Source organism: Treponema denticola (genome assembly GCF_024400535.1).
GTDB classification, from domain to species: domain Bacteria; phylum Spirochaetota; class Spirochaetia; order Treponematales; family Treponemataceae; genus Treponema_B; species Treponema_B denticola_C.
Map to the genome: position 1 here is coordinate 215,521 of NZ_CP038800.1, position 26,483 is coordinate 242,003.

At 37.8% G+C, this 26,483-nt stretch carries 16 protein-coding genes; 5 read left to right on the forward strand and 11 right to left on the reverse strand.

The window, feature by feature from the left end; all coding sequences use genetic code 11:
- Positions 1-106: 106 nt before the first annotated feature.
- Genes E4N78_RS01000 through E4N78_RS01010 form a run of 3 tightly spaced genes read right to left on the reverse strand, consistent with a single transcriptional unit; the run spans position 107 to position 4,497 of the window.
- Positions 107-1,543: a hypothetical protein gene (locus E4N78_RS01000; RefSeq protein WP_255811251.1), complete on the reverse strand. Its 1,437-nt coding sequence runs from the start codon at positions 1,541-1,543 to the stop codon at positions 107-109.
- A 3-nt stretch (positions 1,544-1,546) separates the two neighbouring features.
- Positions 1,547-3,622 carry an ATP-binding protein gene (locus E4N78_RS01005; RefSeq protein WP_255811252.1) on the reverse strand — a complete coding sequence of 692 codons (2,076 nt, stop codon included), beginning with the start codon at positions 3,620-3,622 and terminating at the stop codon, positions 1,547-1,549.
- Positions 3,623-3,624: 2 nt separating this feature from the next.
- Entirely contained in the window at positions 3,625-4,497 is an 873-nt protein-coding gene (locus E4N78_RS01010) for a DNA adenine methylase (RefSeq protein WP_255811253.1), read from the reverse strand.
- A 283-nt stretch (positions 4,498-4,780) separates the two neighbouring features.
- Between E4N78_RS01010 and E4N78_RS01015 the strand changes: the two genes are divergently transcribed.
- On the forward strand, positions 4,781-5,671 hold the full coding sequence (locus E4N78_RS01015) for an Rpn family recombination-promoting nuclease/putative transposase (RefSeq protein ID WP_255811254.1): 891 nt from the start codon (positions 4,781-4,783) through the stop codon (positions 5,669-5,671).
- 92 nt (positions 5,672-5,763) lie between these two features.
- Positions 5,764-13,653 (forward strand): FlgD immunoglobulin-like domain containing protein, encoded by a 7,890-nt coding sequence (locus tag E4N78_RS01020; protein ID WP_255811255.1) that lies wholly within the window; start codon positions 5,764-5,766, stop codon positions 13,651-13,653.
- A 92-nt stretch (positions 13,654-13,745) separates the two neighbouring features.
- Here the strand turns inward: E4N78_RS01020 and E4N78_RS01025 are convergent, their stop codons facing one another.
- From E4N78_RS01025 to E4N78_RS01040, 4 genes are all read right to left on the reverse strand, one after another.
- The gene (locus E4N78_RS01025; protein WP_255811256.1) at positions 13,746-15,182 is read right to left on the reverse strand and encodes a nicotinate phosphoribosyltransferase; all 1,437 of its coding nucleotides are present in this window, start codon (positions 15,180-15,182) and stop codon (positions 13,746-13,748) included.
- 24 nt (positions 15,183-15,206) lie between these two features.
- Positions 15,207-17,609: a DNA translocase FtsK gene (locus tag E4N78_RS01030; RefSeq protein WP_255811257.1), complete on the reverse strand. Its 2,403-nt coding sequence runs from the start codon at positions 17,607-17,609 to the stop codon at positions 15,207-15,209.
- A 23-nt stretch (positions 17,610-17,632) separates the two neighbouring features.
- Positions 17,633-18,442, reverse strand: coding sequence for an undecaprenyl-diphosphate phosphatase (locus E4N78_RS01035; RefSeq protein ID WP_255811258.1), 810 nt, complete (start codon positions 18,440-18,442; stop codon positions 17,633-17,635).
- A gap of 156 nt (positions 18,443-18,598) precedes the next feature.
- Entirely contained in the window at positions 18,599-19,978 is a 1,380-nt protein-coding gene (locus tag E4N78_RS01040; RefSeq protein ID WP_010694138.1) for a tryptophanase, read from the reverse strand.
- 289 nt (positions 19,979-20,267) lie between these two features.
- Between E4N78_RS01040 and E4N78_RS01045 the strand changes: the two genes are divergently transcribed.
- The 3 genes from E4N78_RS01045 to E4N78_RS01055 all read left to right on the forward strand — a co-directional run bounded on the left by E4N78_RS01045 (position 20,268) and on the right by E4N78_RS01055 (position 22,687).
- Entirely contained in the window at positions 20,268-21,761 is a 1,494-nt protein-coding gene (locus tag E4N78_RS01045; RefSeq protein ID WP_255811259.1) for a gliding motility protein, read from the forward strand.
- A 150-nt stretch (positions 21,762-21,911) separates the two neighbouring features.
- Positions 21,912-22,340, forward strand: coding sequence for a VOC family protein (locus E4N78_RS01050; RefSeq protein WP_002673006.1), 429 nt, complete (start codon positions 21,912-21,914; stop codon positions 22,338-22,340).
- 20 nt (positions 22,341-22,360) lie between these two features.
- Positions 22,361-22,687: a TfoX/Sxy family protein gene (locus E4N78_RS01055; protein WP_255811260.1), complete on the forward strand. Its 327-nt coding sequence runs from the start codon at positions 22,361-22,363 to the stop codon at positions 22,685-22,687.
- A 51-nt stretch (positions 22,688-22,738) separates the two neighbouring features.
- On the opposite strand, the gene E4N78_RS01060 is transcribed toward E4N78_RS01055, so the two are convergent.
- Genes E4N78_RS01060 through E4N78_RS01075 form a run of 4 tightly spaced genes read right to left on the reverse strand, consistent with a single transcriptional unit; the run spans position 22,739 to position 26,296 of the window.
- Complete coding sequence (locus E4N78_RS01060; RefSeq protein WP_255811261.1) at positions 22,739-24,163, reverse strand: ABC transporter ATP-binding protein; 1,425 nt, start codon at positions 24,161-24,163, stop codon at positions 22,739-22,741.
- A complete protein-coding gene (locus E4N78_RS01065; RefSeq protein WP_255811262.1) occupies positions 24,163-24,861 on the reverse strand; it encodes an energy-coupling factor transporter transmembrane component T in 699 nt (232 codons plus the stop codon). Before E4N78_RS01065 ends, E4N78_RS01060 begins: the two co-directional genes overlap by 1 nt.
- Positions 24,862-24,916: 55 nt before the next feature.
- Positions 24,917-25,531 (reverse strand): MptD family putative ECF transporter S component, encoded by a 615-nt coding sequence (locus tag E4N78_RS01070; protein ID WP_255811263.1) that lies wholly within the window; start codon positions 25,529-25,531, stop codon positions 24,917-24,919.
- 9 nt (positions 25,532-25,540) lie between these two features.
- Positions 25,541-26,296, reverse strand: coding sequence for a class I SAM-dependent methyltransferase (locus E4N78_RS01075; protein ID WP_255811264.1), 756 nt, complete (start codon positions 26,294-26,296; stop codon positions 25,541-25,543).
- Between the last annotated feature and the right edge of the window lie 187 nt (positions 26,297-26,483).

The window sequence follows — 26,483 nt, forward strand, 5'->3', positions numbered from 1 at the left end:
AATATAATCAAATGGTAAAAGGAAAAAGTTGCCCACTGGGCAATCCATCTAACATTGTTTTAAACCGCAACGCAGCTCGACTGCGTTGTCGGCTTTGAAAACTGTGTTATGTGCTTTTCTTATCAAATAAAGGAGCTCCTTGATTCAGAATATTACTTTTAGCGAGTAAATCTAATACTTTACTTCCTGGAGCCAAGCTAATTGCCGTATATTTATGAGCCAAAACCGTTGGAATAAGAGAATTTTCAAACAATTCACATTCAAAATCGTTTAATAGATTCGTATAAACTTCAATATTTTTATAGTTCATTATATTTGCTTTTTCCAAAGAGAAATTTTGAACAGATGATTTACTTAACCATGGATAAGGAGCATTAAAAACAAATACTTTTCCAGATTTGCTTTTATATAAAAAATCCTGCCCAAAATATGTTTCAGCACCATATGTATTACTTGATTTTGGCTTTTTTTCGAAATTTATATATTTATCTCTATAATCATCTGTTAGTGAATAAATAGAATTATTTGGAACAAATTCTTTTATATTTTCAAAAAAATCATTTACGGCGCCACTTTTCTGAATTCCCATTATCAAAATATCTGTTTTTCCATGCTTTCTCATTTCTATATTAATCTTTTCTAAATATTTCATAATACAGGAATGTAACTTTGCTGGTTCACCAAAAATTGCAAGAGGTCCATCTATGAAAAAACAAATATTTTCTAATGCTTCTGTATATGATTCAGGGGACTTTTCAACAATTGTGCGAATATAATGTATAGCAATTAATCTTTCTACTACATTCATTGTTCTTGTCATTGCGGAAATATTTGATATCATGCCTTCTACTTGTTCCCAAACTCGCAGAATATCAGTAACATACAAAGGCTTACCACAATGAGGGCAACTTGAATACCCTTTACTCTTGATTTCTGCATACGACACAACAATATTTTCATACTTTTCACAGCATGGACATTTGGAAAGTTTTATCATTTCAGATGAACTTCCTTCTGAAAATGAAGCAAGCTTAAAAAGTGTCATTCGCAGACTTGAGTCAGGATTATTCTTTTCTGAACGAAATTTATCAAACTGTTCATCTAAAGCCCTTCTGAAACTTTCTTGAACATCTTCACAATTATCATATACAATATTCGCGCTTGGAAGAATTAATGTATAAGATTCATTATTCTCCTTAAATTTTGCAACTTCGAATGGATCAATAAATGGAGCATCTTGCCTCATATTTTCAAGTAATTCACATTTTAAAAGAACAACTCCAATTTTTATAAATCCAATTTTTCTGCTTGGAAATTTTTCTGTTATACTTGACTCGTAAAGACTTCCATCTATTGAAATAATATTTTGCGGTTTTTTAAAATGAGATTTCCATGGATTTGAAAAAATCTGAGAAATTGTTTTTTTCTCTTTATCTTCAGGATAATCTATTTTATGACATCTTTTCAAAAAATCTTGAACGTCAGGATTTTTGACTATATCTATATGCGATGTTTTATTAGCGATTTCTTTTTCGTATGGCATCTATTATCTCCATTGAGCAGGATCAAATTTATCAATTTGAACTGGAACAACAAATGAACTTGAAAGTGTTTTTACCCGAGCAAAGCCAACATCTTGGGCTCGTATAAGAGATTTACTAAAATCAGAAAAATCATAGAATTTGGCAAGTTCACGTATTTCATTTTCACTATTAAGATGAGTTACAAACCAGTTTTCTGTATTTGCCAATATATTTGGATGCACAGATGACACTTCTTGAGTTGCATAAACAAGACCTATTTTATATTTTGCCCCTTCTTTTGCAACGCGGGGCCAAGTTTCAGTTAACTCCATACGTTTACCTATAAGGTTATGAGCTTCTTCTATAAAAATCATAATATTTGGAGGAGTGAGATTATTTGTAAAAATATCCATTGATTTATTAAAAATATATTTGGCTAAATCTTGACTTATCTTTTCTCTGAGATTAGCTTTCCCTACTGATAAATCAAGTATAACAATCTTACCGTTAGCTAAATGATTATAGATTTCTTCTTTAACATCCGAATTTCTTGATGAAGTATGATAATCTTTTGAAGACAATAAAGCTTTATAACCAAACATTGCTGTACCTGTTGAATTCTTTTTAACAATCATGTTTAGCATTGCAATATCAACATCATCAAGCCATAATTTATCTTTTGAAGATGAAGGCAATACCTCATACCATAATTTTTTTATTTCTGAACCTTTATTTTCTTTATTTATAGAATCTGCAAGTTTCTGGGCATTTTCTCGTAATTTAATAAACCAGAAAAGAGCATCATTTATACTAATGGGTTCTTTTATCTTTTTTAATTCATTCTCAACTTCTGCTTGTGTCTTTCCTTGTTCAAGTGCGTATTCATTTATGTTTTTACCAAACGATTGTATACATTTAATTTTAGGATTTGCACTAAATGAAATTTTAGTAGTATTTTCAGTTTCAAAGCCGGCAACTTTTAATAAACATTTGTAAATTGTTATCTTAACATTATAACGATTACTACCACTTAAATCCCCAGTTTCAGGTTTTTCAAATGACATTCCATTGTCAAAAGTTTTTATATCTTGAGCAGAACTTATTTTTTCTTCATTTATTTTATCGGAAATAATTAGGAAACCGTCTTCCAGCTGTTCATAGAAATTAATAAGCAAAGATTCGAATCCTTCAGTTTTTATCATACGATAACGAACACAATCACTTTTAAAAATATCAGAAATTGCACCATGATCTTGGTTGTTAGCATTTGCATATTCGCCATTTATATCAAAAATTAATTGTCCTATAGGAAAATTCGATTTATTCGAAATATCTTTTACAACAGAAACTGTTTGCTTCACCATATTAGATTTACCTGTTCTTGTCATTCCAAGCACAGCAGTTCTTCGAGATAAAAAATCTGAAGGTTGAATTTCAACTGGTACTTTAATTTCTGTATCACTTCGTTGTAACCTATCTGATGATGTATAGCTGACCGTTCCTATTTTAAATGTTTTTACTTCACTTGTTATTCCAAGATTCTTAAAATCTTCTTTTGATTTGTTTTTTCGTATTGGATCTACATAGTTTACAATTGTATTTAGTGCATCTCCCTTAGGTAAATAAACTCTTTGTGTCAAAGAAGTTGAAAAATTCTCAATGTCAGAACCAAGTTGTAATTCTTGATTTTTCATATAGAAAGTTCCAAGAACCCTACATTCTAAGCCACTGAACTGAAGCATATTTTGTGTAAGCTTATCAAATGTTTGAGTATTATCTACAAAAGAAGTTGCATCCTGAATAGAATCAAGTTTTGTTCTAATATTATCATCATCTTGAGGTAATTTGCATGAACCTATAACCCTAAGAAGAATAATCTCTTTATCAAAGGGAGCTTGCTTTGAATAATTGTCAGGATTTATGTTTGTAGCAATTAAAAAAGAATTTTGAGGAACACCATTTACTTTTCTTTTCCACATATCATTTGTCAATACAAGGGCATTCTCATAATCAATTGAAAATATTCTTCCAATTTCATTTCCTTTTTGTACCAATTTTACCAAAGAATCTTGATTTGATACCTGACTAACAATATCCATCTTTATCTCCTCTCTTTTAAATTTATCTTATTAAGAATAGTAGTTGGAATAGCTTTTATAAAATTTGAATCACTCATATACATTAATTCCGTTGCTTTACGCACATTTTTCGAATTCACAGAATAGGATAATGTAAACTCATAAGCCTTTGAATCCTTATAGATACTTGCAATTTCACTCGCATTATCATAAGTCAATATCCAAGGTTGTTTTACAGATTTTATAGAATTATGAATATTTATATGATCCGTATGTTCTAAGAAATTTGTATACAAATTTTTACCTTTTATATAATATGGTGGATCATAATAAACAAATGCATTATTTGTTTTAGTTACAATAGTATTATTAAAAATTATGATATCTTTATTGTATATTTTGATATTATGCTTATATTTTGATATTTTTTTTAATTTTTCGGCAAGAATGTCTTTATTGTAGCGTGCATCCATCTTGAAATTTCCGGTCTGTTCCATACCACCAATAGGTCCACTATCAAGTATCCCTGAATAATTTGTCCGATTTAAGAAGAATGTTGAAAATCCATATTCTAAGGAATATTTATTTGAAGATTGATATATGTTTTTTTGTATTAAATAGGTTTCTTTATTTATAGAAGTTTTTTCTAAAAGACTTAGAAATTTATCCGTCTCTGTACAAATAGCCCTCCAAAATGAATAAACACCTTTATTCAAATCATTTATAATAATATTTTCAACTTTTTCATTTAAAAGCAAAGAAATGCCAATACCTGCTCCACCTGCAAATGGTTCAATATATGTATTTATACTCTTATCTTGACTAGCAATAATTGCTTCGATAAAACCATATAATTTCGATTTGCCTCCTGGATATCGTAATGGCGAACAAGTCATAATTACCTCAACTGTTATTATATCATTTTAATAATATATATCAATATAGAATCGTGCACCACTGGTGCATCCACATAACACATATTAAACATGTCTTCATAAATATACCCAAAAAATCATCTTTTTCAAGCCTTTAACCTAATGATTTTAGATATTTTTTGTAATTAGACATATTAAAAATATATCATCTTCGCGGTTAAACATCGTAACTTCTCAAATTTCTCCATATCCGACTGGATTTTTCACAAAAAAAGATGTATAATTAGAAAGTGAGGGACCGGCTATGAGTACTTCAAACAGAAAATACAAAGATTCGGTATTCGTTGATTTGTTTAGTGAAGATGAAAAAGCAAAAGAGAATTTTTTGTCGCTTTATAATGCGTTGCATAATAGTACACTTGAAGATATAGAGCAGCTAAAAAATATCCGCCTTGATCAGGTCCTTTATATGACATTTTATAATGATGTATCATACCTCGTGGATAACAAAATAATAGTACTTGCTGAACACCAATCCACTATCAACCCAAATATGCCTTTGCGCTGCCTTGAATACATCAGCCGTCTTTATGAAAGCCTCTTTGAATCAAAAGAAAAATACAGCCGTAAACTCTTAAACATTCCGACTCCCGAATTTTATGTTTTTTATAATGGAGAAGAGCCATATCCTTCCGATAAAACTCTGAAACTATCGGATGCTTTTACAGAAAAGACAACGGGAACTAATCTTGAGTTGACCGTTAAGGTCATAAACATAAACCGGCAAAACCGACATCCTGTATTGGAAAACTGTAAAACAATGCAAGAATACAGTATATTTGTGGAAACGGTAAGGAAATGGAAAGAAATAGATACTCAAAACGGCTTTGAAAAAGCCGTTGAAGAATGCATATCAAACAATATTTTGCGTGAATATCTAAAACGCAAGACTAAGGAGGTATTAAATATGTTAGTAGCAGAATATGATTATGAAACCGATATAGCTGTACAGCGTGCAGAAGAGCGTGAAATAGCCTTTGCTGAAGGGATTGAACGAGGAATTGAACAAGGAATAGCACAAGGCTCTTACCAAACCAAGCTTGAAACTGCGGCAGCATTAAAAAAACTCGGAGTTGATATTATTAAAATAGCCGAAGGTACAGGCTTAAGCTGGGAAGAAATCGAAAAGCTATAATTTAATTTGTAATTGTAGATTGGCATATCTTTCTCAAATTTCTCCATATCCGACTGGATTTTTCACAAAAAAAGATGTATAATTATAACGTTATGAAGAAAATACAAAAAACTCTATTTATATCGATTTTTCTCTTTGCCGCAGGAATACTCGCCTCGGCTGAAACCTATACATGGACGGGGGCTGTAGACGGGGTTTTTACAAATCCCAATAATTGGAAAGATAGTTCAAATAATACGCCAACATGGGGTTCTATTTTGCCGGCTGCTACGTATAAAATTTCTAATACGCCTTCGCGTATTCCGTATTTACCCAACAATGTCACACTTGCTGCCGGTACGACAAAAATTGAAGTGGGAACGAATAGTACTTCAGCTTCCTTAATATTAGGCGATTTTTCTTTTGGGGGTTCGGTAACTATAATGGTAAACGAAAAGGGAACATTGGGACTTTCCGGTACTCCGGCTCAAATAACATTGTTCAACAACTCACAAATAACCTTGCAACCGGATTCCACAGTTTGGTATTACGGCGGTTACCCTAACAATATTTTCCCCGGGCCATATCAAAATTTTAAAGTAACGGGAAACATTAACGCCGACTCTCTTACGGTAGAGAAAACGACGTCGATAGGGAATAATAATCCGGTAACAATAAAAGCTGCAACACAAACCTATAAGGGGGCCGTAACTGTACAAAAGGATGTCACCTTTGATGCGGCAACTTCTGTAACTTTTACAGCTGCAGCGAACGTGAACGCGGGAACGCAAAATCTGTCCTTTACCGGCGGCGGGGCGGTGAATATGCAGGGAGTTACCGCCGGAACGGTGGATGCGACGGGAGCTTTGAGCCTTACGGTAAACGGAACCGTTAATTTGAGCGGGGATTTAAAAGCAAAGAATTTGACTGTAAATACCGCTACTGTCTCTGCCGCAAAAATTGAAGTGAACCAAGCGGCAACCGTAAGCACTGCCACAACGATTACCGCCCAGACGCAAACGTATACGGACGCCGTAACGGTAAATGCAAATACAACGTTCAACGCATCCTCAAATCTTACCTTCGGCTCGGACGGAACCGTCGGCGGAACGGGAAGCATTATTGTTTCGGGTAACGGCACGGTCAACATACAAAAGAATATAAACCTGACGGGAGGTACTTCCAAGTTCGAACAAACGGGAACGGGTGCTGTAAACATAGGAAATGTGTCTTCAATAAAAGCTGCAACACAAATCTATAAGGGCGCCGTAACGATAAACGCGGACACGGAATTTAATACATCGACAGCGCTTACTTTTAAGGACACGGTAAGCGGCTCCCAAAAAATTACCCTTTCCGGCACCGGAAATGTAAATATAGGTAACAACATAACCTTAACCGGCACCAACGGTATCATTGAACAAACGGGTAGCGGAATCATAACAATAGACGGTTCTCTTTCCTCTGTTCCTCTGACTCCTCCGGTCAAAATCAGTGCGTATGAGCAAACATATAAAGGAGCTGTAACTATAAATACAGGTACGGAGTTCCATACGGTAAATTCGGTAAATTTTGGGGCGGCTGTGAATGCAGGGAGTAACAGCATCGGCTTTTGGGGGCAGTCCGTTACTACGCAGGCGGTTAATGCCGGAACCATGACCTCTCATGCATCATCAACCCTTACGTTGAACGGTAATATAATTTTAACCGGAGATTTAAATACAAACGGCAGCGTCACCGGCGAAGGAAATATTGATGTCACAGGACCTTGGCAGCATTCCGGAACGGGTAATATAACGGCAAAGGGTAATATAAAAGCTGGAACATTCACACAAACAGCAGCCGGCTCTATTCTTCTATTTAACGGAAGCGGGATACAAACTTTAGAGGTCGTTTCGGCTTCTCAAATACAAAATTTGGAAAATAATGGAAATCTTAAACTAAATTCAGATATTACAATAATCGGTACATTTGAAAATAATGGAACCTTTGATGCACAAACAAGAACAGTTAAACTTGACCCTCCTGCAAACGGAACCGTAACGATTACAGGTACCGGCACTGCAGGCGATACGGCATTCAATAATCTAAGTCTTACAAATGCAGGTGGGAAAACGCTCACAATAAACGGAAAAATTACGGTAGACAACCTCAACATAAGCGGTACATCGGCTGCAAGTAAGCTGACTGTTCAAGGCGGAACTGACTCCGAAATTACCCTGACTTCCGATCAAACGCCCGATCCGGGCACAAAAAAAGGCTATTACTTAAATGTAAACACGAATATCCGCATAGCGGATGGGAAAACCTATTATGTTGCTGATAGCATCTTGGGAAGTCCAAATCCGGCAAACTGGGAACATATGTATTCTACATGGAAAACTAATGCAACAAACGACAATTGGAATACTGCATCAAACTGGACGCCCGGAGTAGTTCCGACTGCCGATTGGCCGGTCATAATTCCTGCAGGAGGTGTTGGAACTAAATATCCCAAACTTACAGCGCCCAGTCTAACAAACCCCGCCCCACAAGCTCAATCTGTTACGGTACACGGCGAACTGGATTTAGATTCTTATACAATAAGCGATGGATCAAACACTGCCCCTCTTATAAACAACAGCGTATTAAAAATGACGGGTACTGCCGCTCAAAAAGCGTGGTTTGAAAATTCTTCCTCCAACGATAAGATTACTCTAGGCGATAATTCTACAATCGAATATTATGATAGCACGAATAATGATGTCTGGGCAGGCCCCTATAAAAACCTTAGCTTAAATAACAGGCCTGACTTGAAAACAAATAATGAGAATTTAACTGTAAACGGAGTATTAACCATAACGGGCAGTGGTACCCATATAGACACCGGCACTGGTACTCAAACCTACAATGGAATAATAACTGCGACAGGGAAAGATATTATTCTCGAAGGTTCAACAATAACCACAAAACACAATATTACAGCAAATAACATTAAGGTACTAGGAGACTGGAACTCCAACAGCGGTACTATAACAGCCAACATAAACATAGAAGCAGCTAAATGGAATTCTACAGGTAATGTTACCGCAACTACAGGTAAAATTAAGGTAACGGGAGACTGGAACTCAAACAGCGGTAACATTACTGCTGGAACAAACATAGAAGCCGCCAAATGGAATTCTAAACAAGGATCTATAACAGCCGGAGCCGACATTATCGTTACCGGTGATTGGTATTCAGAACGGTCTATCATCAGCGGAATAAATATAACTTCAAGCGGAAGTAAATGGACTTCTTGGGGAGGGATTACTGCAACCGGAAATATTGATATCGAAAACGAATTAGCATTTACCGGAGGCCGTATAACTGTAGGCGGTAATCTTGCTGCAAAAAAATTAAATGCCTACTCAGATGCCTATAGCGGAGGCTTAATCTTCTTTAATGGAAGCGGAACACGAAAACTTTCAGGCGCGGGCGGTAATAATATTATCGATGGTAAAATTCAAAATTTGGAAATAAAATCAGGTGTAACTTTGAAGCTTGAATCGGATATAACTATTACCGTAGGTTTGAATAATCAAGGAGAATTTGATGCCGTAACAAAAAGCAAAAAAGTAAGGTTAGTTCATGCCGCAGGCTTACTTACTCCACCTGTTCCTCCCAATAATATCACAATCAAAGGAAACACATCTGCAGTCAATACAAAATTTCATAATTTGGAATGCACAAACGCAGGCGGAAAAGCCCTTACAATAAACGGTAAAATAACGGTTGCCGGAAATTTTGATATAAGCGGTACGGCATGGAACGATTTATTGAATATTAAAGGCCCGGGAGAAATTACACTCGGCAGTAATCAAACGCCGGGCAGCGGTACACCTCCACAAAAAGGCTATTATTTAAATATACACACAAATATACCTATCACTGGTACATATACCTATAGAGTAAAAGAAAGCAAGCCGGACGGTACAGAGCAAGAAATATATACCGATAAAAAACCTAAAAACTGGATTTTCGACGATTGCCTTATTGAAATGAAATGGCTGGGCGGTAGTGGGACAACCGATCCCGAAAAAACAGCTTGGTCAGCACCTAAAAACTGGCTGCCGAACGGAATTCCGGGAATACACACTCCGGTAAAAATCGAATCGGGAAAAACATACTATCCAAAACTGACAGCAAACGTAAAAGCAAAGACCATTACACTAAACGGTGAGCTGGATTTAGATTCTTATACAATAAGCGATGATGCCGGAGGAACAAGCAGAAGCCATATTGATAATAAAGGTAAATTAAAAATGACGGGTACAGAAGGCAGTCCTACAGACCAAAAAACATGGCTTGAGATTCCAACCTCTAATATTGGCGACTGTATTACTCACAATGACAGCTCCATTGTTGAATACTACGGCAGTACAAATAATAATGTTTGGAAAGGGCCATATAAAAATCTTAGCTTAAATAACAGACCTGACTTGAAAACAAATAATGAGGATTTAACTGTAAGTGAAAAATTGACCATAAGAGGAAGTAATACCCATATAAACACCGGCAACACTTCAACCGGAGGAACGCAAACATACAACGGCACTATTGATGCTGGTAATGGAACTTCATCATCTCCCTATATGAATATTGAATTTACGGCAAAATCTTTAGAGACAAAACCGGCTTCTGGGAACAACCCTCTTAATATCACAGCAGGAACAATACAAGTAAACGCAGAAGCATGGGAGTCGAATGCAAACATTGGTGCTGCATCCATTACCGTTTCAGGCAACTGGACATCGCAGAAAGGAGACATAAATCTTAGAGGCGGTTTAAGTGCTGGCTCCTTTGTTCAAAATAACGGAATCCTCACTCTCGGCGGAAACGGCAGTATACTTAAATATACAGCTCCTTCAGGGAAGATAAAAATAGAAAGCCTTAAAATATCCTCTTCGGCAACTGTAAGTCTCGGCTCTGATATCATTATTACTAAAAAATTCCAAAACGATGGAACCTTTAAAACAACCACTCAGACCGTAACGCTGGAGCATTTAGGAGGCCAAATAGATATTATAGGTAATAATTCGGCAGCAAGTACAGTGGGTGCAACAAATAATACAGACTTTTATAACCTCGTCTGTACCGGAGCGGGAGGGAAAACCATTAAATTTGCTAATAAGATTTCCGTACATGGAAACCTAACTTTGCGCGGTTCCTCAGGCAGCCTACTTAAAATATCGGGAACTGATAATATTACCTCTTCAATACCGGAGCTGAATCACAGCGGTACTATTTATATCAATAGCAATAAAAATCCTTCTAACGATTCGGATAAATGCAAATGGCTGGATGTTAATGTAAACCTTCCAATAAAATCAGTAGATTCTAATACTTATACCTGTAAAACCTATGAAAGCCGCATAACAGGAACCATCCAGCTTATAGAGGCCGGTAATCCTCTAAACTGGATTTTTAACGATTATATCGGTGAGATGAAATGGTCTGCGAAAGAAGCAAACGATACAGACAAAACAAAGTGGGATAAATCTAAAAACTGGATTCCTAATGGAATTCCGGGAACACACACTAAGGTAAATATTCCTACAGGAATAAATAAGTACCCCAAACTGGAAAGCTCTACAAATGCTAAGGCAGAAAAAATTACGCTAAACGGTGAATTGGACTTAGCCGGCTATGTTATAACTGATACATTAAATACTGCCCCTCTTACAAACAATGGTCTATTAAAAATGACGGGTACTGCCGATCAAAAAACATGGTTTGAAAATTCTTCCTCCAACGATAAGATTACTCTAGGCGATAATTCTACGGTTCAATACGATTCCGGCTCTTCCGCAAATGTTTTCAGTGGGCCTTATGCAAATCTTATACTGAACAGAAGTATAGCAGCAGCATTTTCTCTTACAGTAAATAAAAAGACAACTGTAAATGCTGCCGCAACGATTACTGCGCCGGCACAGACTTATGGAGGGGATGTAAGGATAAACGCAAACACAACATTCAGCGCAATCAACTCGATCACATTTAGCCATGCTATTGGAGCCTCAGCAAACAATGTTACATTTGATGGTACAGGCATAATAAATACGCAAGCGGTTACCGCAGGCAATATAACCCTAAATTTAAACACCGGCGCGTGGACTTCATCAGGGGTAATTAATTCAAGTGGAGACATCACCGTAAATAACGGTTCTGGTGCATGGACTTCATCAGGATCTGTTACAGCAGATAACATCAATACACAGCGCGATTGGATTTCTTCAGACGATGTTACTGCAGCCGGAAACATAACATCTAATAATGCATGGACTGCCTCAAGCGGTAATATTGCACTCAAAGGCAACCTTAGCGCTAATCAATTTACACAAACAGGCGGAACTCTCATATTTAACGGTAACGGAACTCCTCAAACTCTTTTATTTACAAATCCGGCAGGACAAAAAAACATATACAATCTTATAATTGATACTGGAGCAAAGTTAGAACTCTGCTCGGATATTACCATTAAAAGAGATTTTACAAACAAAGGTACCTTTAACGCTGACACTCATACCGTAACACTGACTAATGACGCTGATCATAAAATTATAGGCACAGATACTGCAGGAGATACCAAATTCTATAATTTATTCTGCGAAGATGCAGGAGATAAAACTCTCACCTTTGAAAATGAAATTTGGGTAGAAAAGAAGATGTATCTTTCAGGCTCTTACAGTACCGGAATAAAGCCTTTAAATATAGATGGAAACGGAGTTGTTTCTCTTAATAATAATCACCCCATTCCTGGTAATGTTTCTATCACCAATATAAGACAAAAATTCTTAAGAGTTTTCTCCAATAAAGTCAAGATAGGCAATAACAAATACTATGGAACCGATGAAAGTACCGATGATCAGGGTACAACTAAAAATAATAATGGATGGGTTTTTTATAAGACCTTTGAGCTGGTTAATTCCTTTGCGATACCCGGTAAAAACGAAATATACCTTTTATTTAAAAACGGCAGTGCAAATAATGTATATACGGAACTGACAGAAGCAGATTTGGCTAATCCCAATTTTACTCCTCTAATAATAACCGATGGGTCAAGCCATGTGTATGCAGAAAATAGATTGTATATACCTGAAAGATTGCCTCTCCCATCGGCTATTAAAGAACATACTTTTTGGAAATTTACCCTTAATAACTCAATATCGCCGGATTGGATCTTAAATCAAAACGCTCTTATTTCTCTTGACTACTATGATAGAAAAAAACAAAAGCTCCATATCTCCGATATAGGTATAGATATGATAACACCCCAAAGAGCTTCTAACTCAATAGTTCTGCGCAGCTTTGATGCGTCTGAAGATGATAAGGCTTTGCCTCGGCTTGATGTTACTATATTAGCAGAAAAAAAAGGTGCTTCAAATAATGCTCAACTCTATTTTTACTCCAAGGATTCAGCCGAACATAAGCTTTGGCATCCGGGAACAGTACCTATAGGTCCGCCGCCGCGCTTTGCCGTTCCTCAAGCCGGAACCACAAACTATGGCTGTACATTAGAAAATAATCTTCTAAAATCTATAATTTCTGAACAGGATGTTCACTTAGAGCCGAATAAAGTGGGAGGCTTTATGTATATCTATGACGGATGGCTTCCTTGTGCAAGGCTTAGAAATTCAAACGATATTCTTTCTTTTGATGTTTGGCACTTTAAGATAGTAGGTGTTCAAAAACAAAAGGGCGGCGTTTCTATCTTTGATAATGTTTTGGATCCATACAAGGGACAGGAAACGATCATTGCAGCCCACTTACAAAAACCGGGAATGCTTACAATTCAAATAATGAGCCTCGACGGAAGCATTATTAGAACCATAGAGCGCTCTTACAAAGCTGCCGGTGACCACATTTATTTCTGGGACGGTAAAAACAATGGCGGAAATCCTGTTGCTAGAGGTATCTACTTTGTAAGGATAGCCGGTCCCGATATTGATGAAGTAAGAAAAATATTGGTAGTTAAAAACTAAAATAAAAACGGCCTTTCCTGCTTCAGTAGGAAAGGCTGTATGTTTAACTAATAAGTTTAACTTTCTATTTTTACATGGGGTGATTGCCCAAATCAGTTTTTAAAAATCGGTTTGTTTTTTATCAGCTGCTGTTTTAAATCCCTCATTTTTTCGCTTAAAGAAACCTTGTATATGTGAGGGTTTAAAAGGCGTTTTGAAGTGTAGTCCAAACTGTCGAGCTGTTTTTCAGCATAGGCTTTTATTTCTTTAAGACTTGGAGTCTTGCCGACTGCCTTGCCGTTTTCAATACGCTTTTCTAAAAGAGCTTCAACCTTTGTCGGTGTAAATGTAAAATTCTGATAATCGTTTGCAGGATGATAAAAGGTCTGTTCCACACCCTCTTCAATTTTTTCGTTTTCAAAGGTCAACACATCGGCCTTAAATGTTCCGTCAGGATTGTATAGGCGCCAAACCTGCTTACATGCAGGATTAGTCATCTTTGCGGGATTATCCGAAAATTTCATAACAGGAGTCCATTCCGTTTCTCCTAAACTTTTGCGGGCTGCCATTTTGTATACGCCTGTAAGGGAGGCTTCATTTCCGCCTGTAACCATGTGAGTCCCTACTCCCCAAGAATCTATAGGTGCATTATTTTGAACAAGGGATTCTACAATTTCTTCCGTCAGTTCGTTTGAAACGGAAATCCTTGCCTGAGGACAGCCGGCTTCATCGAGGCGCTTCCGAACATCCTTACTCAAATAATAAATATCGCCCGAATCGAGGCGGACACCGAAATTCTTTCCCTTTTCTTGCAGGCGTTTTCCTACCTTTATAGCATTTACGATACCCGAACGGAGCGTATCATAAGTATCTATTAAGAATATTGAATTGTCGGGATACATGTCGGCATAGGCCTGAAAAGCATCCTCTTCGCTTTTAAAAGACATTATCCATGAGTGCGCCATTGTTCCGAGGGCGGGTATGCCGAGTTCCTTGGCAGCAAGGGAATTACTTGTACCGAAGGCTCCGCCTATGTAGGCAGCCCTTGTTGCACTCATAGCTCCGTCATTGCCCTGAGCCCGTCGAAGTCCGAATTCCATTATAGCTCCTTTTTTTGAAGCCAGCCAAATTCGGGCTGTTTTGGTTGCTATAAGGGTTTGGAAATTTATCATGTTTAAAATTAGGCCTTCCAAGAGCAAGGCTTCAACCGCATCAGCTTCGACACGGATTAAGGGTTCATTCGGGAAAACGACACTTCCTTCTTTCATTGCCCAAATATTACCAGAGAATTTAAAACCGGCAATATATTCTAAAAAATCTTTTTCGAATATTCCTAAAGACTTAAGCCAATCGATATCGCTTTTTTCAAAGTGAAAATTTTGAATGGTTTTTAAGAGGGGTTCAAGTCCTGCAAAGACGGAATAGCCCCCCTTAAAAGGATTTGATCTAAAAAACATTTCAAAAACGGTTTTTGTTTTATTTCCTTTTTTCCAAAAACCTTGAGCCATTGTCAATTCATAAAAGTCTGAAAATAAAGCGTTGCAAATCATAAATTTTACCTCATATAATTATTTTTAAGAATGTATAATAACTTCCCTCGGCTTTGAGCCGTTTGCAGGCCCGACTACTCCGCGTTCTTCCATTTCTTCTACTATTCGTGCCGCACGGTTATAACCTATTTTAAGCCGCCTTTGAATGTAAGAAGCTGAAGCCTTTCCTTCTGCCAAAACAATCTCTAAAGCTTCATCATAGAGAGGATCGCTTTCTTCTCCGAAGAGAGTTCCTTGCGAATATTCTTCATCATCTACAAATATTTCGTCATCTATGTAATCGGGTTCACCGAAAGTTTTTACACATTCTACAACTTGTTCTACTTCGTCATCCGATAAAAATGTACCTTGGATTCGGGCAGGGAAAGGCTTTGTTGTGCTTACATAGAGCATATCACCCTTTCCTAAAAGTTTTTCGGCACCGATATTATCGAGGATAATCTGACTGTCTACACGGGAGGCAACCATAAAGGCAATCCTGCTCGGAATATTTGCCTTGATTAAACCTGTAATTACATTGGTCGAAGGCCTTTGGGTTGCAAGCACCAAGTGAATACCTACAGCACGGCTCATAGCACAAAGCCTTGAAACGGTAGCTTCAAGTTCTTTGCCCGTAGTTGCCATAAGATCTGCAAATTCATCGATTATAATCACTATGTAAGGCAGGGTTTCTGCAGCAATTTTTTCGCGTCTTATTTTTTTATTGTAGCTTTTAATATCTCGAACGCTCATAGAGTCAAGCATCGCGTAGCGCCTTTCCATTTCGCAGATACAGTATTGCAAGCCTTGAAGCGCCCGCTTAGGTTCTGTAATGACCGGAGTTAATAAGTGGCCTATGCCGTTATAAAGTTTAAGCTCTACTATCTTTGGGTCAACCAAGAGGAGCTTTACCTCTTCAGGGCTCTTATTATAAAGAATTGAAAGAATAATGGAGTTTACACAGACAGATTTACCTGAACCTGTAGCTCCGGCAATCAAAAGATGGGGAGTCTGACAAAGGTCTAAGGTTTGAGGCTCTCCCGTTACATCTTTTCCAAGCACTATGGGTATACCCATTTTTTCTGTCCCGGGTATTTCCGTTTCGATTAGTTCCCTAAAGCCGACTATTGCCCTTGATTCATTAGGAACCTCAATACCGACAGCTTGTTTTCCCGGAATGGGGGCAACAATACGGACGCTTTGAGCCGCAAGGCGTAAAGCTATATTGTCTTGAAGAGCTGTGATTTTACCCAGTTTTATTCCCGGAGGCGGCAAGACCTCAAACATGGTAACTACAGGCCCCTTCCTGATACCTGTAATTTCGATGCCGATATTAAATTCTTCAAATGTGTTTTTTAAGGCGATTGCAGCTTTTCGGGTTGAATCATCCACTATCCAATATTCGTTTCCCGGGTATTTTGTTAATAGGTCATAAGGAATATAATAACCCTTTTTTTTATCTTTTGAATCAGCCTTAGGCTCCAAAGGTTGGGCAGCACTGATTTCTATCTCTTCCGAATGTTCTTCCTCGGAGCTTTCGGCTTCTTCATCATCGGTTTCATCTGCCGGCAGGATATCTTCTTGAGCCGGGTCATCCTCATCCTCACCGTTTTCTTCTTCCGGGGCCGATAAAAGCTTTTCATCTTCACTGTCTTCTATAGAGCTAAGCTCTTCTAAATCTTGCTCAATACTAATATCGTCTATAACGACAAGAGATTCTATTATGCCTTTTTTAGATTCTCCGCCTGAAACATCCCCTATATCCACATTTATATCGGCATCTACATTTTTGAGTGCGGGAATATCTTCTTTAAATTCTTCAGTACTATTATTTACTTGAGATTTTATAAACCGATTTTGTGTAAGCGGTTCTTCCGATGGTGAAGGATTTGAAGTACCATGCTCCGAAGTATTTACTCTTTGATTAGATCTAAAACCGGATGAACAGTAGCAGTCTCCTACGATGTCCTGTATATCCTCTTCTTTTTCTTCACTCAAAACATTTTTTTTCCGGCTCAGCCTCTCACTTAAAATTAAAGTAGAAAGCACCTCAAGAATTAGTACAAGACCTGTGGAAATAGTTACTGTGAGCTTCGTAAATTCTTGTACTGTATTATTTTCTATTTTTGGCAGCAAAAAATAAACTAAGTGTTCTCCCAATACGCATGTTAAAAAATAGATGGGCATAAAGGCCAATAAAAGCTTTGAATGAGATGTCCATCCCGGAATAATCAATAAGATTGCAGAATAAAGAAGAATAACAGGTATCAATAAGGAAGAAAATTTATATGTAGAAAAAATAAGCTTTCCTATGTTTGCAAAAGGGAAAATATAGGTCTTAAAGCCGAAGATAGGCAGTAAGACTGCAAGAGCTATGTATACTGAGCATATAAAAATAAATATTCCTAATACAATCGATATAATCCTAAATTTTGATTCCTGCATCAAATAAAACTCCGAAAATATACATGCTATCCGGCAAAACCCCAAAAATAAACACTAAGACCTATTCCTAATGGAATTAAATAGAAAGCAAAATAAATAAGCTTTCCTTTTTTTATAAGTCCAAGCAAAAATCTAAGCGAAAAATAACCTACAATAAAAGCGCTGATCATTCCGGCAATTAAGGCGGTAAGGCTTACACCTGCAAGTAGATTATCGGCAGATTTAAGTTCAAGCATAAATGCTGCAAGAATTGCAGGAATGGACAATAAGAAGGAAAATTCTCCCGCCTTTTCCCTATCAAGACCGGATAACAAAGAGGCTGAAATAGTGCTGCCCGATCTCGAGATGCCGGGGATAACTCCTATTCCTTGAGCAAGGCCTGTAATAGCTGCAATAATAAGATTTATATTTTTTGAAGCTTTTTTGCATTTTATCTTGGAGGAAGCTATTAAAAGGAGGCCTGTTATTATAAAACAAAGGGGTATAATACGAATGTCTATATTTTTTACCCAATCCTTTAATAAAAGACCTATTATGCCCGTTACTGCGGTTGCAAGTATAATAGCAGCTATCATCATTAAATCGCCTTTATCTTCATCCTTGGACTTTCTTATAATAAACCGTCCTAAGACACAAAAAAGACCGGCAATTTTTTTTGCAAAAACCGTACAAACCGCTGCAAGGGTGGCCACATGCAGTAGTATATCGAATAGGATGGGAAGATCTTCTTGTTTAAAAAAATACTCTACAATTGCCAAATGGCCGGAGCTTGAAATAGGTAAAAATTCGGCTAAGCCTTGAACAGCCCCCAAAATAATAGCTTGAAAAATTGACATAAAATTCCCCCATAAAGCTTTAAGATAGAATAGGCGGGAGGATAATATCATAAAAAAGAGAAAAATTCTAGTCTAAAATTATCCCATTATCAGGGCAAATAAGCCTTTGACGGACCTGAATAGCCTCCGCTAAAGGCTTATTTTATAAATTACCGGTTATTTTATGGGTTCCAAATGAGCTTGGAAGTGTCTAAGAATCGGGGGTTCCCAGATAATTTTGTAGCCCTTAACCTGAGAGGCTCTTTCTTTAATATTGATTAAAGCTCCTGCAATAACGTCTAAGTGAGATTGTGTGTATACTCTTCTCGGAATTGCAAGACGGGCAAATTCGAATTCGGATTTGATTTGTTCTCCGGTTTCGGGATCGTTTCCGAGCATAAAGGAACCGATGTCGCATGTTCGGATTCCGGCTTCTTTATACAACTCTACGCAAAGAGTGTGGCCGGGGAATTGATAATACGGAATGTGCGGGAACATGGCGTTGGCATCAACATAAACACCGTGTCCGCCTGCCGGGTTTTGAATGGCAACACCTGCATCAAGAAGCTGAGAGGCTAGGTATTCCATAGAAGCGTTTCGGTATTTTAAATATTCTTCATCAATACCTTCGTACAAACCGATGGCCAAGGCTTCAAGATCGCGGCCGGCAAGACCTCCGTAGGTAATAAATCCTTCAAAAGAAATACAGTTGCCCTTAATCATTTGATAGATTTCTTGATTGTTTTTAATACCTATCAAACCGCCCATATTAACGATAGCATCTTTTTTTGCACTCATCGTAAAAGTGTCTGCATAGCTGAACATTTCACGGATAATCTCTTTAATAGGCTTGTTCTTAAATTCTTCTTCTCTTTGTTTTACAAAGTAGGCATTTTCTGCAAATCGTGCTGCATCAATATTGAACAAAATGCCGTATTTTTTTGCAACTTTGGCAACATCACGGATATTCTGAATTGAAACGGCTTGTCCTCCGGCTGAATTGTTTGTAATAGTCATTACAATCATTCCGACCTTTTCTTTTCCGTGCTCGTTAATAAGTTGTTCAAGCTTTTCGACATCCATATTTCCCTTAAAAGGTGCATATTCGGAAGGTTTTTTTGCTTCCTTACATACACAGTCGAGAGGTCTTCCTCCGGCTAGGGTTACGTGAGCTCTGGTTGTGTCAAAGAACATATTTGAAATAGCAACTTGGCCTTTTTTGAGCAGCAAGGGGAATAAAACCTTTTCTGCAGCTCGGCCCTGATGGACGGGCTGGATGAATTCATATCCGAAGATATCCTGTCCTGCTTCAACCAATTTAAAATAGCTTTTTCCTCCGGCATAGGCCTCATCTCCGACCATAACGCCGCCCCACTGCTTATCGCTCATTGCATTAGTTCCGCTGTCGGTCAATAAGTCAATGTAGACATCTTCACCGCGTAAGTTAAACATATTGTATTTTGCTTTTTCAAGATATTTGATACGGTCCTCACGCGTTGTCATTTTGATGGGCTCAACCATTTTAATTCTAAACGGTTCGGGTACATACTTTTTCATTAAAAAGCCTCCTATAGTTATTATGAAGCTTAGTTTACCACGCCTTTTTTCTACTGTCAAGGTCTTCTTTTTTTATCATTCTATTGTAAAGGTAAAAAATATATGATACATTATCTATAACTTTTGATATTAAAGGGGGCGGCAATGGTTTTTATTTATTATCTTACGGAAAAAAATTATAAACCGCTATAAAATTTAAAAAAGCAATCAGATGTTTATAGAACAAAAAAGTTCCAATATGAAAGATACTAAGTTATAGAAAATAAAAATGACAAGGAGAATTCCGATAATGAAAGCTAAAAGCGGAGATGTATACTGTGTGTATAATTCATATTTAAAAAAATATACTGCGTGCCAAATAACCAAGATAGAGGAAGGTGAGAAAAAGCCGAAAGCAGTGCTGCTCTGGTTAGATTGGTCGGGTGAACAGCCTCTCAAAGAGGAAGAATTACCTTTACTAAAGCCGCTTTATCAGGACTTTATGTACTGGAAACGAGGCCTGCATCTTTGTAATGTTGATGTCATGGTGCCTGCGAACCATATGTTAATCGGTAACATGCAGCCATTAACCGATGAAAGCACAAATACCTATGCAATGTCTTGGGGAAACGGATACGAAGTATATCGTCAACTTAAATGGCAGGAAATTCCTAAAGAGCAAAGAGATGCGTTTAAAAAAGCGGAGAGCAGTAAGGAAAAAATTATATTTGCCGGAAAAGAAATGGCGGTTTCCAGACATCGCATACATGATGATGTTCCTTTTGAAAATGTGCTGGAATTAAAAGCCTTTCCATGCTTATCCTATTTGGCATGTAAAAAATGGCATACCGGTTTATATGAATATTTACAATCCTGTCCGTTTTTAGATGAGCTGGTACTTGAAAATCATCAGCAAAAAAAATTGGATTTTTCCAATACGCATTTACATAAGCTTTCCATTGATATGAACGGTGTGGAAGACCTTTATCTGAATAACGAATTGGAAGAACTTATTCTGTTAGGTGAAGTAACAAATAACTGTAAAATACATGCTGTTGAAAACGGAGCTTTATTACTTTTAACAGCAACTGAAATAGTGCCTAAAATACAGGGGCTAAAAGACTTGGGCAAACTGCATTGCTCAGAGATTACAGAACTTGATGTAGCCGAGATTTTAAAAGCATACCCGATGCTGCGGGAATTGCGGCTATGGGGCAAACCCGGTATTCTTTCTAACCTTTCTATGCTATCCCAATTTACAAAATTGGAGGGCTTTACCACGGTTGATTTATTCGGTTTTTCTGCCGAAGACATTCCGGAGCCGGAATGTTTACCTAACTTACATTGGTTTTGGATGAGAAGCCTGCCGGAAAATGCAGCCAAAAAAGCTAAACAGCTTTATAAAAAGAGAAAAGAAGAAGGGCTTGATCTTTGGATACAAAAGCCGCGAAAACCGGAATGGTTGGCGCAGAACCTTGACAATCCGTTCCGCTCATGGGACGGACAAGAAAATATTTCTGCAGCGAATGTCAAGAAAGCAGCCGATTTATATAAAAAAACAAGAGCCGAAATTCTCAAATTGGAACAAAGCTCGCCGCTCGAAGCAGCCCGGACTGCCGAATCTTTGGTGAAGGCATATACCGAAGGTTTTAATAAAATGGATAAGCGCAAGTATTTTATCGAAACAGTAGAAAGAGAAGATATTTATTGTGCTCTTACAGAACTTTTAGATTTAATACCGCCTTCTCTATCTATAAATAAAGAAAAACTCTTGGAAATTTTTGATACGACACGGGATTTTTAGGATAAATAATGTTTACGATGAAGAAATTAAAACTTTACTATTAAAAAGCATAGATGAATATGACTGTGAAGATTTTGAAATATTAGGATTCTGGAAATAATTTTAGGATTATGGTATAATCAAAAAAGAAATAGGATGTCTGGAGAAAAAATGAATAAAATAACATGTATTTGTTTAGGCGTGCGAAATATGGAAAAAGCATTAAAATTTTACAGAGACGGGTTGGGATATAAGACAGACTGTAAAGAAGATAATCCAGCGGTATGCTTTTTTAATACACCGGGAACAAAATTCGAACTTTTCCCTTTGGATTCATTGGCAAAAGATATTGATGAAAATAATCCGCCGACAGGAACCGGCTTTTCAGGAATTACATTAACATACAATGTAAAAAACAAAGAAGATGTAGATAGTGTTATTGACTTGGTAAGAAAAGCAGGAGGAACTATTGTTAAAGAGCCGCAAGAAGTATTTTGGGGCGGATATCATGCATATTTTTCCGATTTAGATGGGTATTACTGGGAAGTATCTTGGGGACCCGATTTTCAATTTGACGAAGATGGTCTATTGAAATTTTAGAGAGAATAGAATGGATAATTATGGCATCAAGTAAAACATATTTAGACTTCATTTTGGAACAGTTATCGGAATTGCAAGACATACGCTATCGCGCAATGATGGGAGAATTTATCATTTATTATCGAAATAAAATTGTGGGCGGTATCTACGATGACCGCTTGCTGGTAAAAGCGGTTCCGTCGGCAATTGCGTATATGCCGAACGCTTCTTACGAATTGCCGTATCAGGGCGCAAAAGAAATGCTTTTAGTAGACGAAGTCGATGACAAAGCATTTATAACGGGCTTGTTTAATGCAATATATGATGAATTACCGGCACCGAAATCGAAAAAAATTAAAACTAATTAAAAAAAACAAGTATAGGAAACCGTGCTGCACAAAAAGTAATTGCTGCAACTGTTATTTCGTTTGAGCTTCTTCTCCAAGCGAGATTTCGGAGCTGCAGCAAGCAGCGATAAGTTCAAAGTCATGCGTAATAATGATAATCGTTTTACCGCAAGCCGCCGCATCCAAAAAAGCTTTTGCAAGGATGTCCGCATGATAGCCGTCCAAACCGCTGGTCGGCTCATCGAAAATGAGTATATCGCGGCCGGACAGCAGGGCGCAGGCAACGGAAAGTCTCTGTTTTTGTCCGCCGGAAAGCGTTGCCGGGTGAACATCTTTGAGGTCATAGAGCCCCATGGTCTGTAAGATATTCCGCGCTCGTTCAAGCTTATCAGGGGTATTCATCATACTCAATAGAATTTCTTCGGAAACGCTTTCGGTAAAAAATTGTGTTCCCGTATCGTTGGCGCTGTACCATACCGCTTTGCGGCGCGCCCGAAGTCCGCATTTTTTTCCGTTAAGGAATACCGTGCCGCCCGACTCTTTATTAAGCCCGCTCAAAATAAGGCCGAGCGTTGTTTTTCCAACTCCGTTTTTACCGGTAAGCGCAATAATCTGTCCGCGCCATACGGAAAAAGATACTGTTTGCAAAATAAGGGTCCCCTTTTCTTTGCGGTATATCCCGTCTGCTTGCAGTAAGGGTTCATTTGCCGTACCGGAAGATAAGGCTCTTGATGAAGGAGGGGGAAGAGCCGGTTTTATAGCAGGCGTAAAAGACCTCAGTCCAAAATGCTTTTTTTGCTCAAGCGTCATTTTCTGCATTTCTTCAGCCGTACGCACCCACTGTATTGTTCCTCCATCTATATAGATAAAACGGTCGGCAATTCTGTACAGCCAGCTTAACCTATGTTCTGCAATAATCAGAGTACGCCCTTCTTCTTTGAGTTTCTTTAAAACATGAGAAAGCCTTACGGCACTTTCTTCATCGAGATTGGCAGTCGGCTCATCACATACATATATTGAAGGCGATAGGGCATAGACAGAAGCGATTGCAGCGCGCTGTTTTTCTCCGCTTGAAAATGTGTCAAGCGTATGGTCTCGTAATGCTGCAAGATGAAAAGCTTCGATTGCCCCCTCCGTGCGGGCGATGATCTCGTGTTGTGCCAGTCCGTAATTTTCGCATGAAAAAGCGATCTCTCCTGCAAGCTCGGAAGAAAAGAACTGGCTTTGTGGCTCCTGAAATACGCTGCCTATAAATTTGCCCCTCTCCCATAATGGGGTAGAAGACATATCTTTCCCGCCGATAAATATATTTCCTGAAAGCGCTCCGCTGTAATAGCCCGGTGCTAATCCGTTTAAAAGGCGCAATATTGTCGTTTTTCCGCCGCCCGACGGCCCGGTTAGAACCGTACATTCGCCTTCGTTAATTGTAAGGTTTATGTTTGATACACCTCTTTCACTGTTTTCATAATGAAAACTTACATTTTCCATCCGTATCATTAAGCAAGACTCCTTACCATGATAACCGCAGCTGTAGTAGTACTCCACACGATAACAGCGATATAGTCGAAAGTCCGCATCTTTTTTCCGTAATAGCTGCTCCTTTTTACCGGACACTGAATACCCCGCACAACAGCCGAGACTGCGAGTTGATCGGCAATTTGAATGCAGCGTAAAAGCAGAGGAATCAGCACATATTTTCCCGTTTCTAAGGGATGAGTTAGGATGCGGGCCGGTTCCAAAAGGCCTTTGGTTTTCATTGAAAGGCGGAGCTTTTTTACTTCCGCTTTCATCACCGGTATAAAACGGAAAATAACGAGCAGTCCTAAAATAACGGATACCGGCATTCCGATACGGGAAAGGAAAGCTGCAATCTCTCCGGGCGGCGTTGTTATCACATCCCATCCTATAAGCATAACAGGTAAGAGGTTCCAGCATAAAAAAATATAGAATTCCGGTATGATGATTGTTCTAATGCCATATCGGCGGATACCTATTAAGAGAAGCAAAAGCAGCGCATAAAAGAGGCTGAATGATATCAGCAGCCGCCATTTACATTGGACGGCAAGATATAAAAGTCCGATAAGCGAAAGAATACCGTTTATCCTGTAATCGGCGATAAAAAATGAGCTTACAATAACGCACAAAAGCGTCCACAGTTTTACCGGAGCCGTAAAATCTTTTGAAACCTTTTTCATTTAATTTTTTAACAAGGCATTTTTAAAAACTCTGATGAGCTTTTTGCAAATATTTTTATAATACGCCCGCTTTTTCAAAATGTTTTTTTATCAGTCTTGAAGCAATCAGGCTTCCTGCAAAACCGCAAAGTGTCGTAAAAGCAACGATAAAAATAATCCAATAAGGAACGGTAAAATACCGAACATATGAGTCGATATATTCTTGACTCATTCCGCTTGAAACGGCAAAGGCATAATAAGCATCCCAGAAGAACCAGATCGGAAGCAAATTTGTTCCGTTAAATAACAGGCTGGAAACCGTCCATGCAGCCGTAAGCCGGTGCGGATTTTGATAGGCTCCATGTTTCCATAAAACGGCTTCGCATATTAAGCCGATAACGATGTAATACGGCAATAAATACCAGTTTCCCATTATTAGAAAAATGATGCCGAGAAGTGTCATGTAGATAAAAGACACGCCCCGTTTTCCCACCCGTTGTACCATGAGAAAATAAACCGGAGCACAGATAAATACTGAAAAACCGACTGATAATGTCATACTGACAAAATGGTTTGCCATGCACATCATATTTACAATAAATTGCATAACGACAAGAAGAGCACTTAATAAAACCGTAGTTATTACATCTTTTATCGTCCATTTGGCTGTTGTGTTCATTTTTTTATTCATTTGAATCTCCTATTTTTCTATGTTTTTTGCTTTTATCACGAACATAGGTATGGTTTTATATCTCGCCGCTTGAAAAGCATCCATATATTTTTCTTTGGAAAGAATGCTGCTTGCAATTTCCTTAAAGCCGATTTTTTTCAGCATTTTTTCATCCCATTCAGGACGATTTATATAGGCAAGCGGAAATTTTTTCAGAATGTTTATAATCTGTTCATCATGATAATAATCTCTGAATTCGCCGTATTGCTTAACAAGCTCCGCTTCGTATGATTTAAATTTTTCAAACTCATCTGTATTCCATATCGGTTTAAGCCAATTAGCGTCAATGTTCAGCATGATCCCTTCAGGCTTTAGTATTCTTTTCCATTCCTTGTATACGGTTTCCGGTGAGGTGAATAGCCATGAAGCATGTCTGGAAACCACAGCATCAAATAAACATTCAGGAAAATCCGTTGAATGAGCATCTTTAAGCAAAAAGATGATTTTGTCAGAAAGCCCCAATTCTTCCGCTGTTTTTTTCCCTTCTTCAAGCATCGCCTCGCTGCTGTCTATGGCTGTAACTTCCCAGCCGTCTTGTGCAAGCAGAATAGCTAAAAAACCTGTACCGCACCCTGCATCCAAAGCTTTCTTTCCCTTGCAGTCCTTGAGATTTTCCTGAAGCAGTTTTTTCCATTCACTCCCGTTTTCTTTTAATTCCTGCATGTGAAACATCCGCATATTTTCTGCCTGTTCAGACCATTTTTTCATTAAATCTTTTATATCCATTTTTTTCCTCTGATTGTTGATTCACGGATTTCGGCAAAACACAATATTTCGCCGTTAATAAAAAATAGCAATGTTATTTTTAGTATACATAATTTCTTTTTGATTGTCAAGATAGCGGTGTTATTTTTATATTTATAGAAAAAGGCAGAAAATGCGGCTTAGCAATCGGTACTTGTATAAAGATAAA

Excerpts from the sequence above, each read along its gene's own strand:
- E4N78_RS01000 (WP_255811251.1), bottom strand. The coding sequence starts at position 1,543 with ATGCCATACGAAAAAGAAATCGCTAATAAAACATCGCATATAGATATA.
- E4N78_RS01005 (WP_255811252.1), bottom strand. The coding sequence starts at position 3,622 with ATGGATATTGTTAGTCAGGTATCAAATCAAGATTCTTTGGTAAAATTG.
- E4N78_RS01010 (WP_255811253.1), bottom strand. The coding sequence starts at position 4,497 with ATGACTTGTTCGCCATTACGATATCCAGGAGGCAAATCGAAATTATAT.
- E4N78_RS01015 (WP_255811254.1), top strand. The coding sequence starts at position 4,781 with ATGAGTACTTCAAACAGAAAATACAAAGATTCGGTATTCGTTGATTTG.
- E4N78_RS01020 (WP_255811255.1), top strand. The coding sequence starts at position 5,764 with ATGAAGAAAATACAAAAAACTCTATTTATATCGATTTTTCTCTTTGCC.
- E4N78_RS01025 (WP_255811256.1), bottom strand. The coding sequence starts at position 15,182 with ATGATTTGCAACGCTTTATTTTCAGACTTTTATGAATTGACAATGGCT.
- E4N78_RS01035 (WP_255811258.1), bottom strand. The coding sequence starts at position 18,442 with ATGTCAATTTTTCAAGCTATTATTTTGGGGGCTGTTCAAGGCTTAGCC.
- E4N78_RS01040 (WP_010694138.1), bottom strand. The coding sequence starts at position 19,978 with ATGAAAAAGTATGTACCCGAACCGTTTAGAATTAAAATGGTTGAGCCC.
- E4N78_RS01045 (WP_255811259.1), top strand. The coding sequence starts at position 20,268 with ATGAAAGCTAAAAGCGGAGATGTATACTGTGTGTATAATTCATATTTA.
- E4N78_RS01050 (WP_002673006.1), top strand. The coding sequence starts at position 21,912 with ATGAATAAAATAACATGTATTTGTTTAGGCGTGCGAAATATGGAAAAA.
- E4N78_RS01055 (WP_255811260.1), top strand. The coding sequence starts at position 22,361 with ATGGCATCAAGTAAAACATATTTAGACTTCATTTTGGAACAGTTATCG.
- E4N78_RS01060 (WP_255811261.1), bottom strand. The coding sequence starts at position 24,163 with ATGATACGGATGGAAAATGTAAGTTTTCATTATGAAAACAGTGAAAGA.
- E4N78_RS01065 (WP_255811262.1), bottom strand. The coding sequence starts at position 24,861 with ATGAAAAAGGTTTCAAAAGATTTTACGGCTCCGGTAAAACTGTGGACG.
- E4N78_RS01070 (WP_255811263.1), bottom strand. The coding sequence starts at position 25,531 with ATGAATAAAAAAATGAACACAACAGCCAAATGGACGATAAAAGATGTA.
- E4N78_RS01075 (WP_255811264.1), bottom strand. The coding sequence starts at position 26,296 with ATGGATATAAAAGATTTAATGAAAAAATGGTCTGAACAGGCAGAAAAT.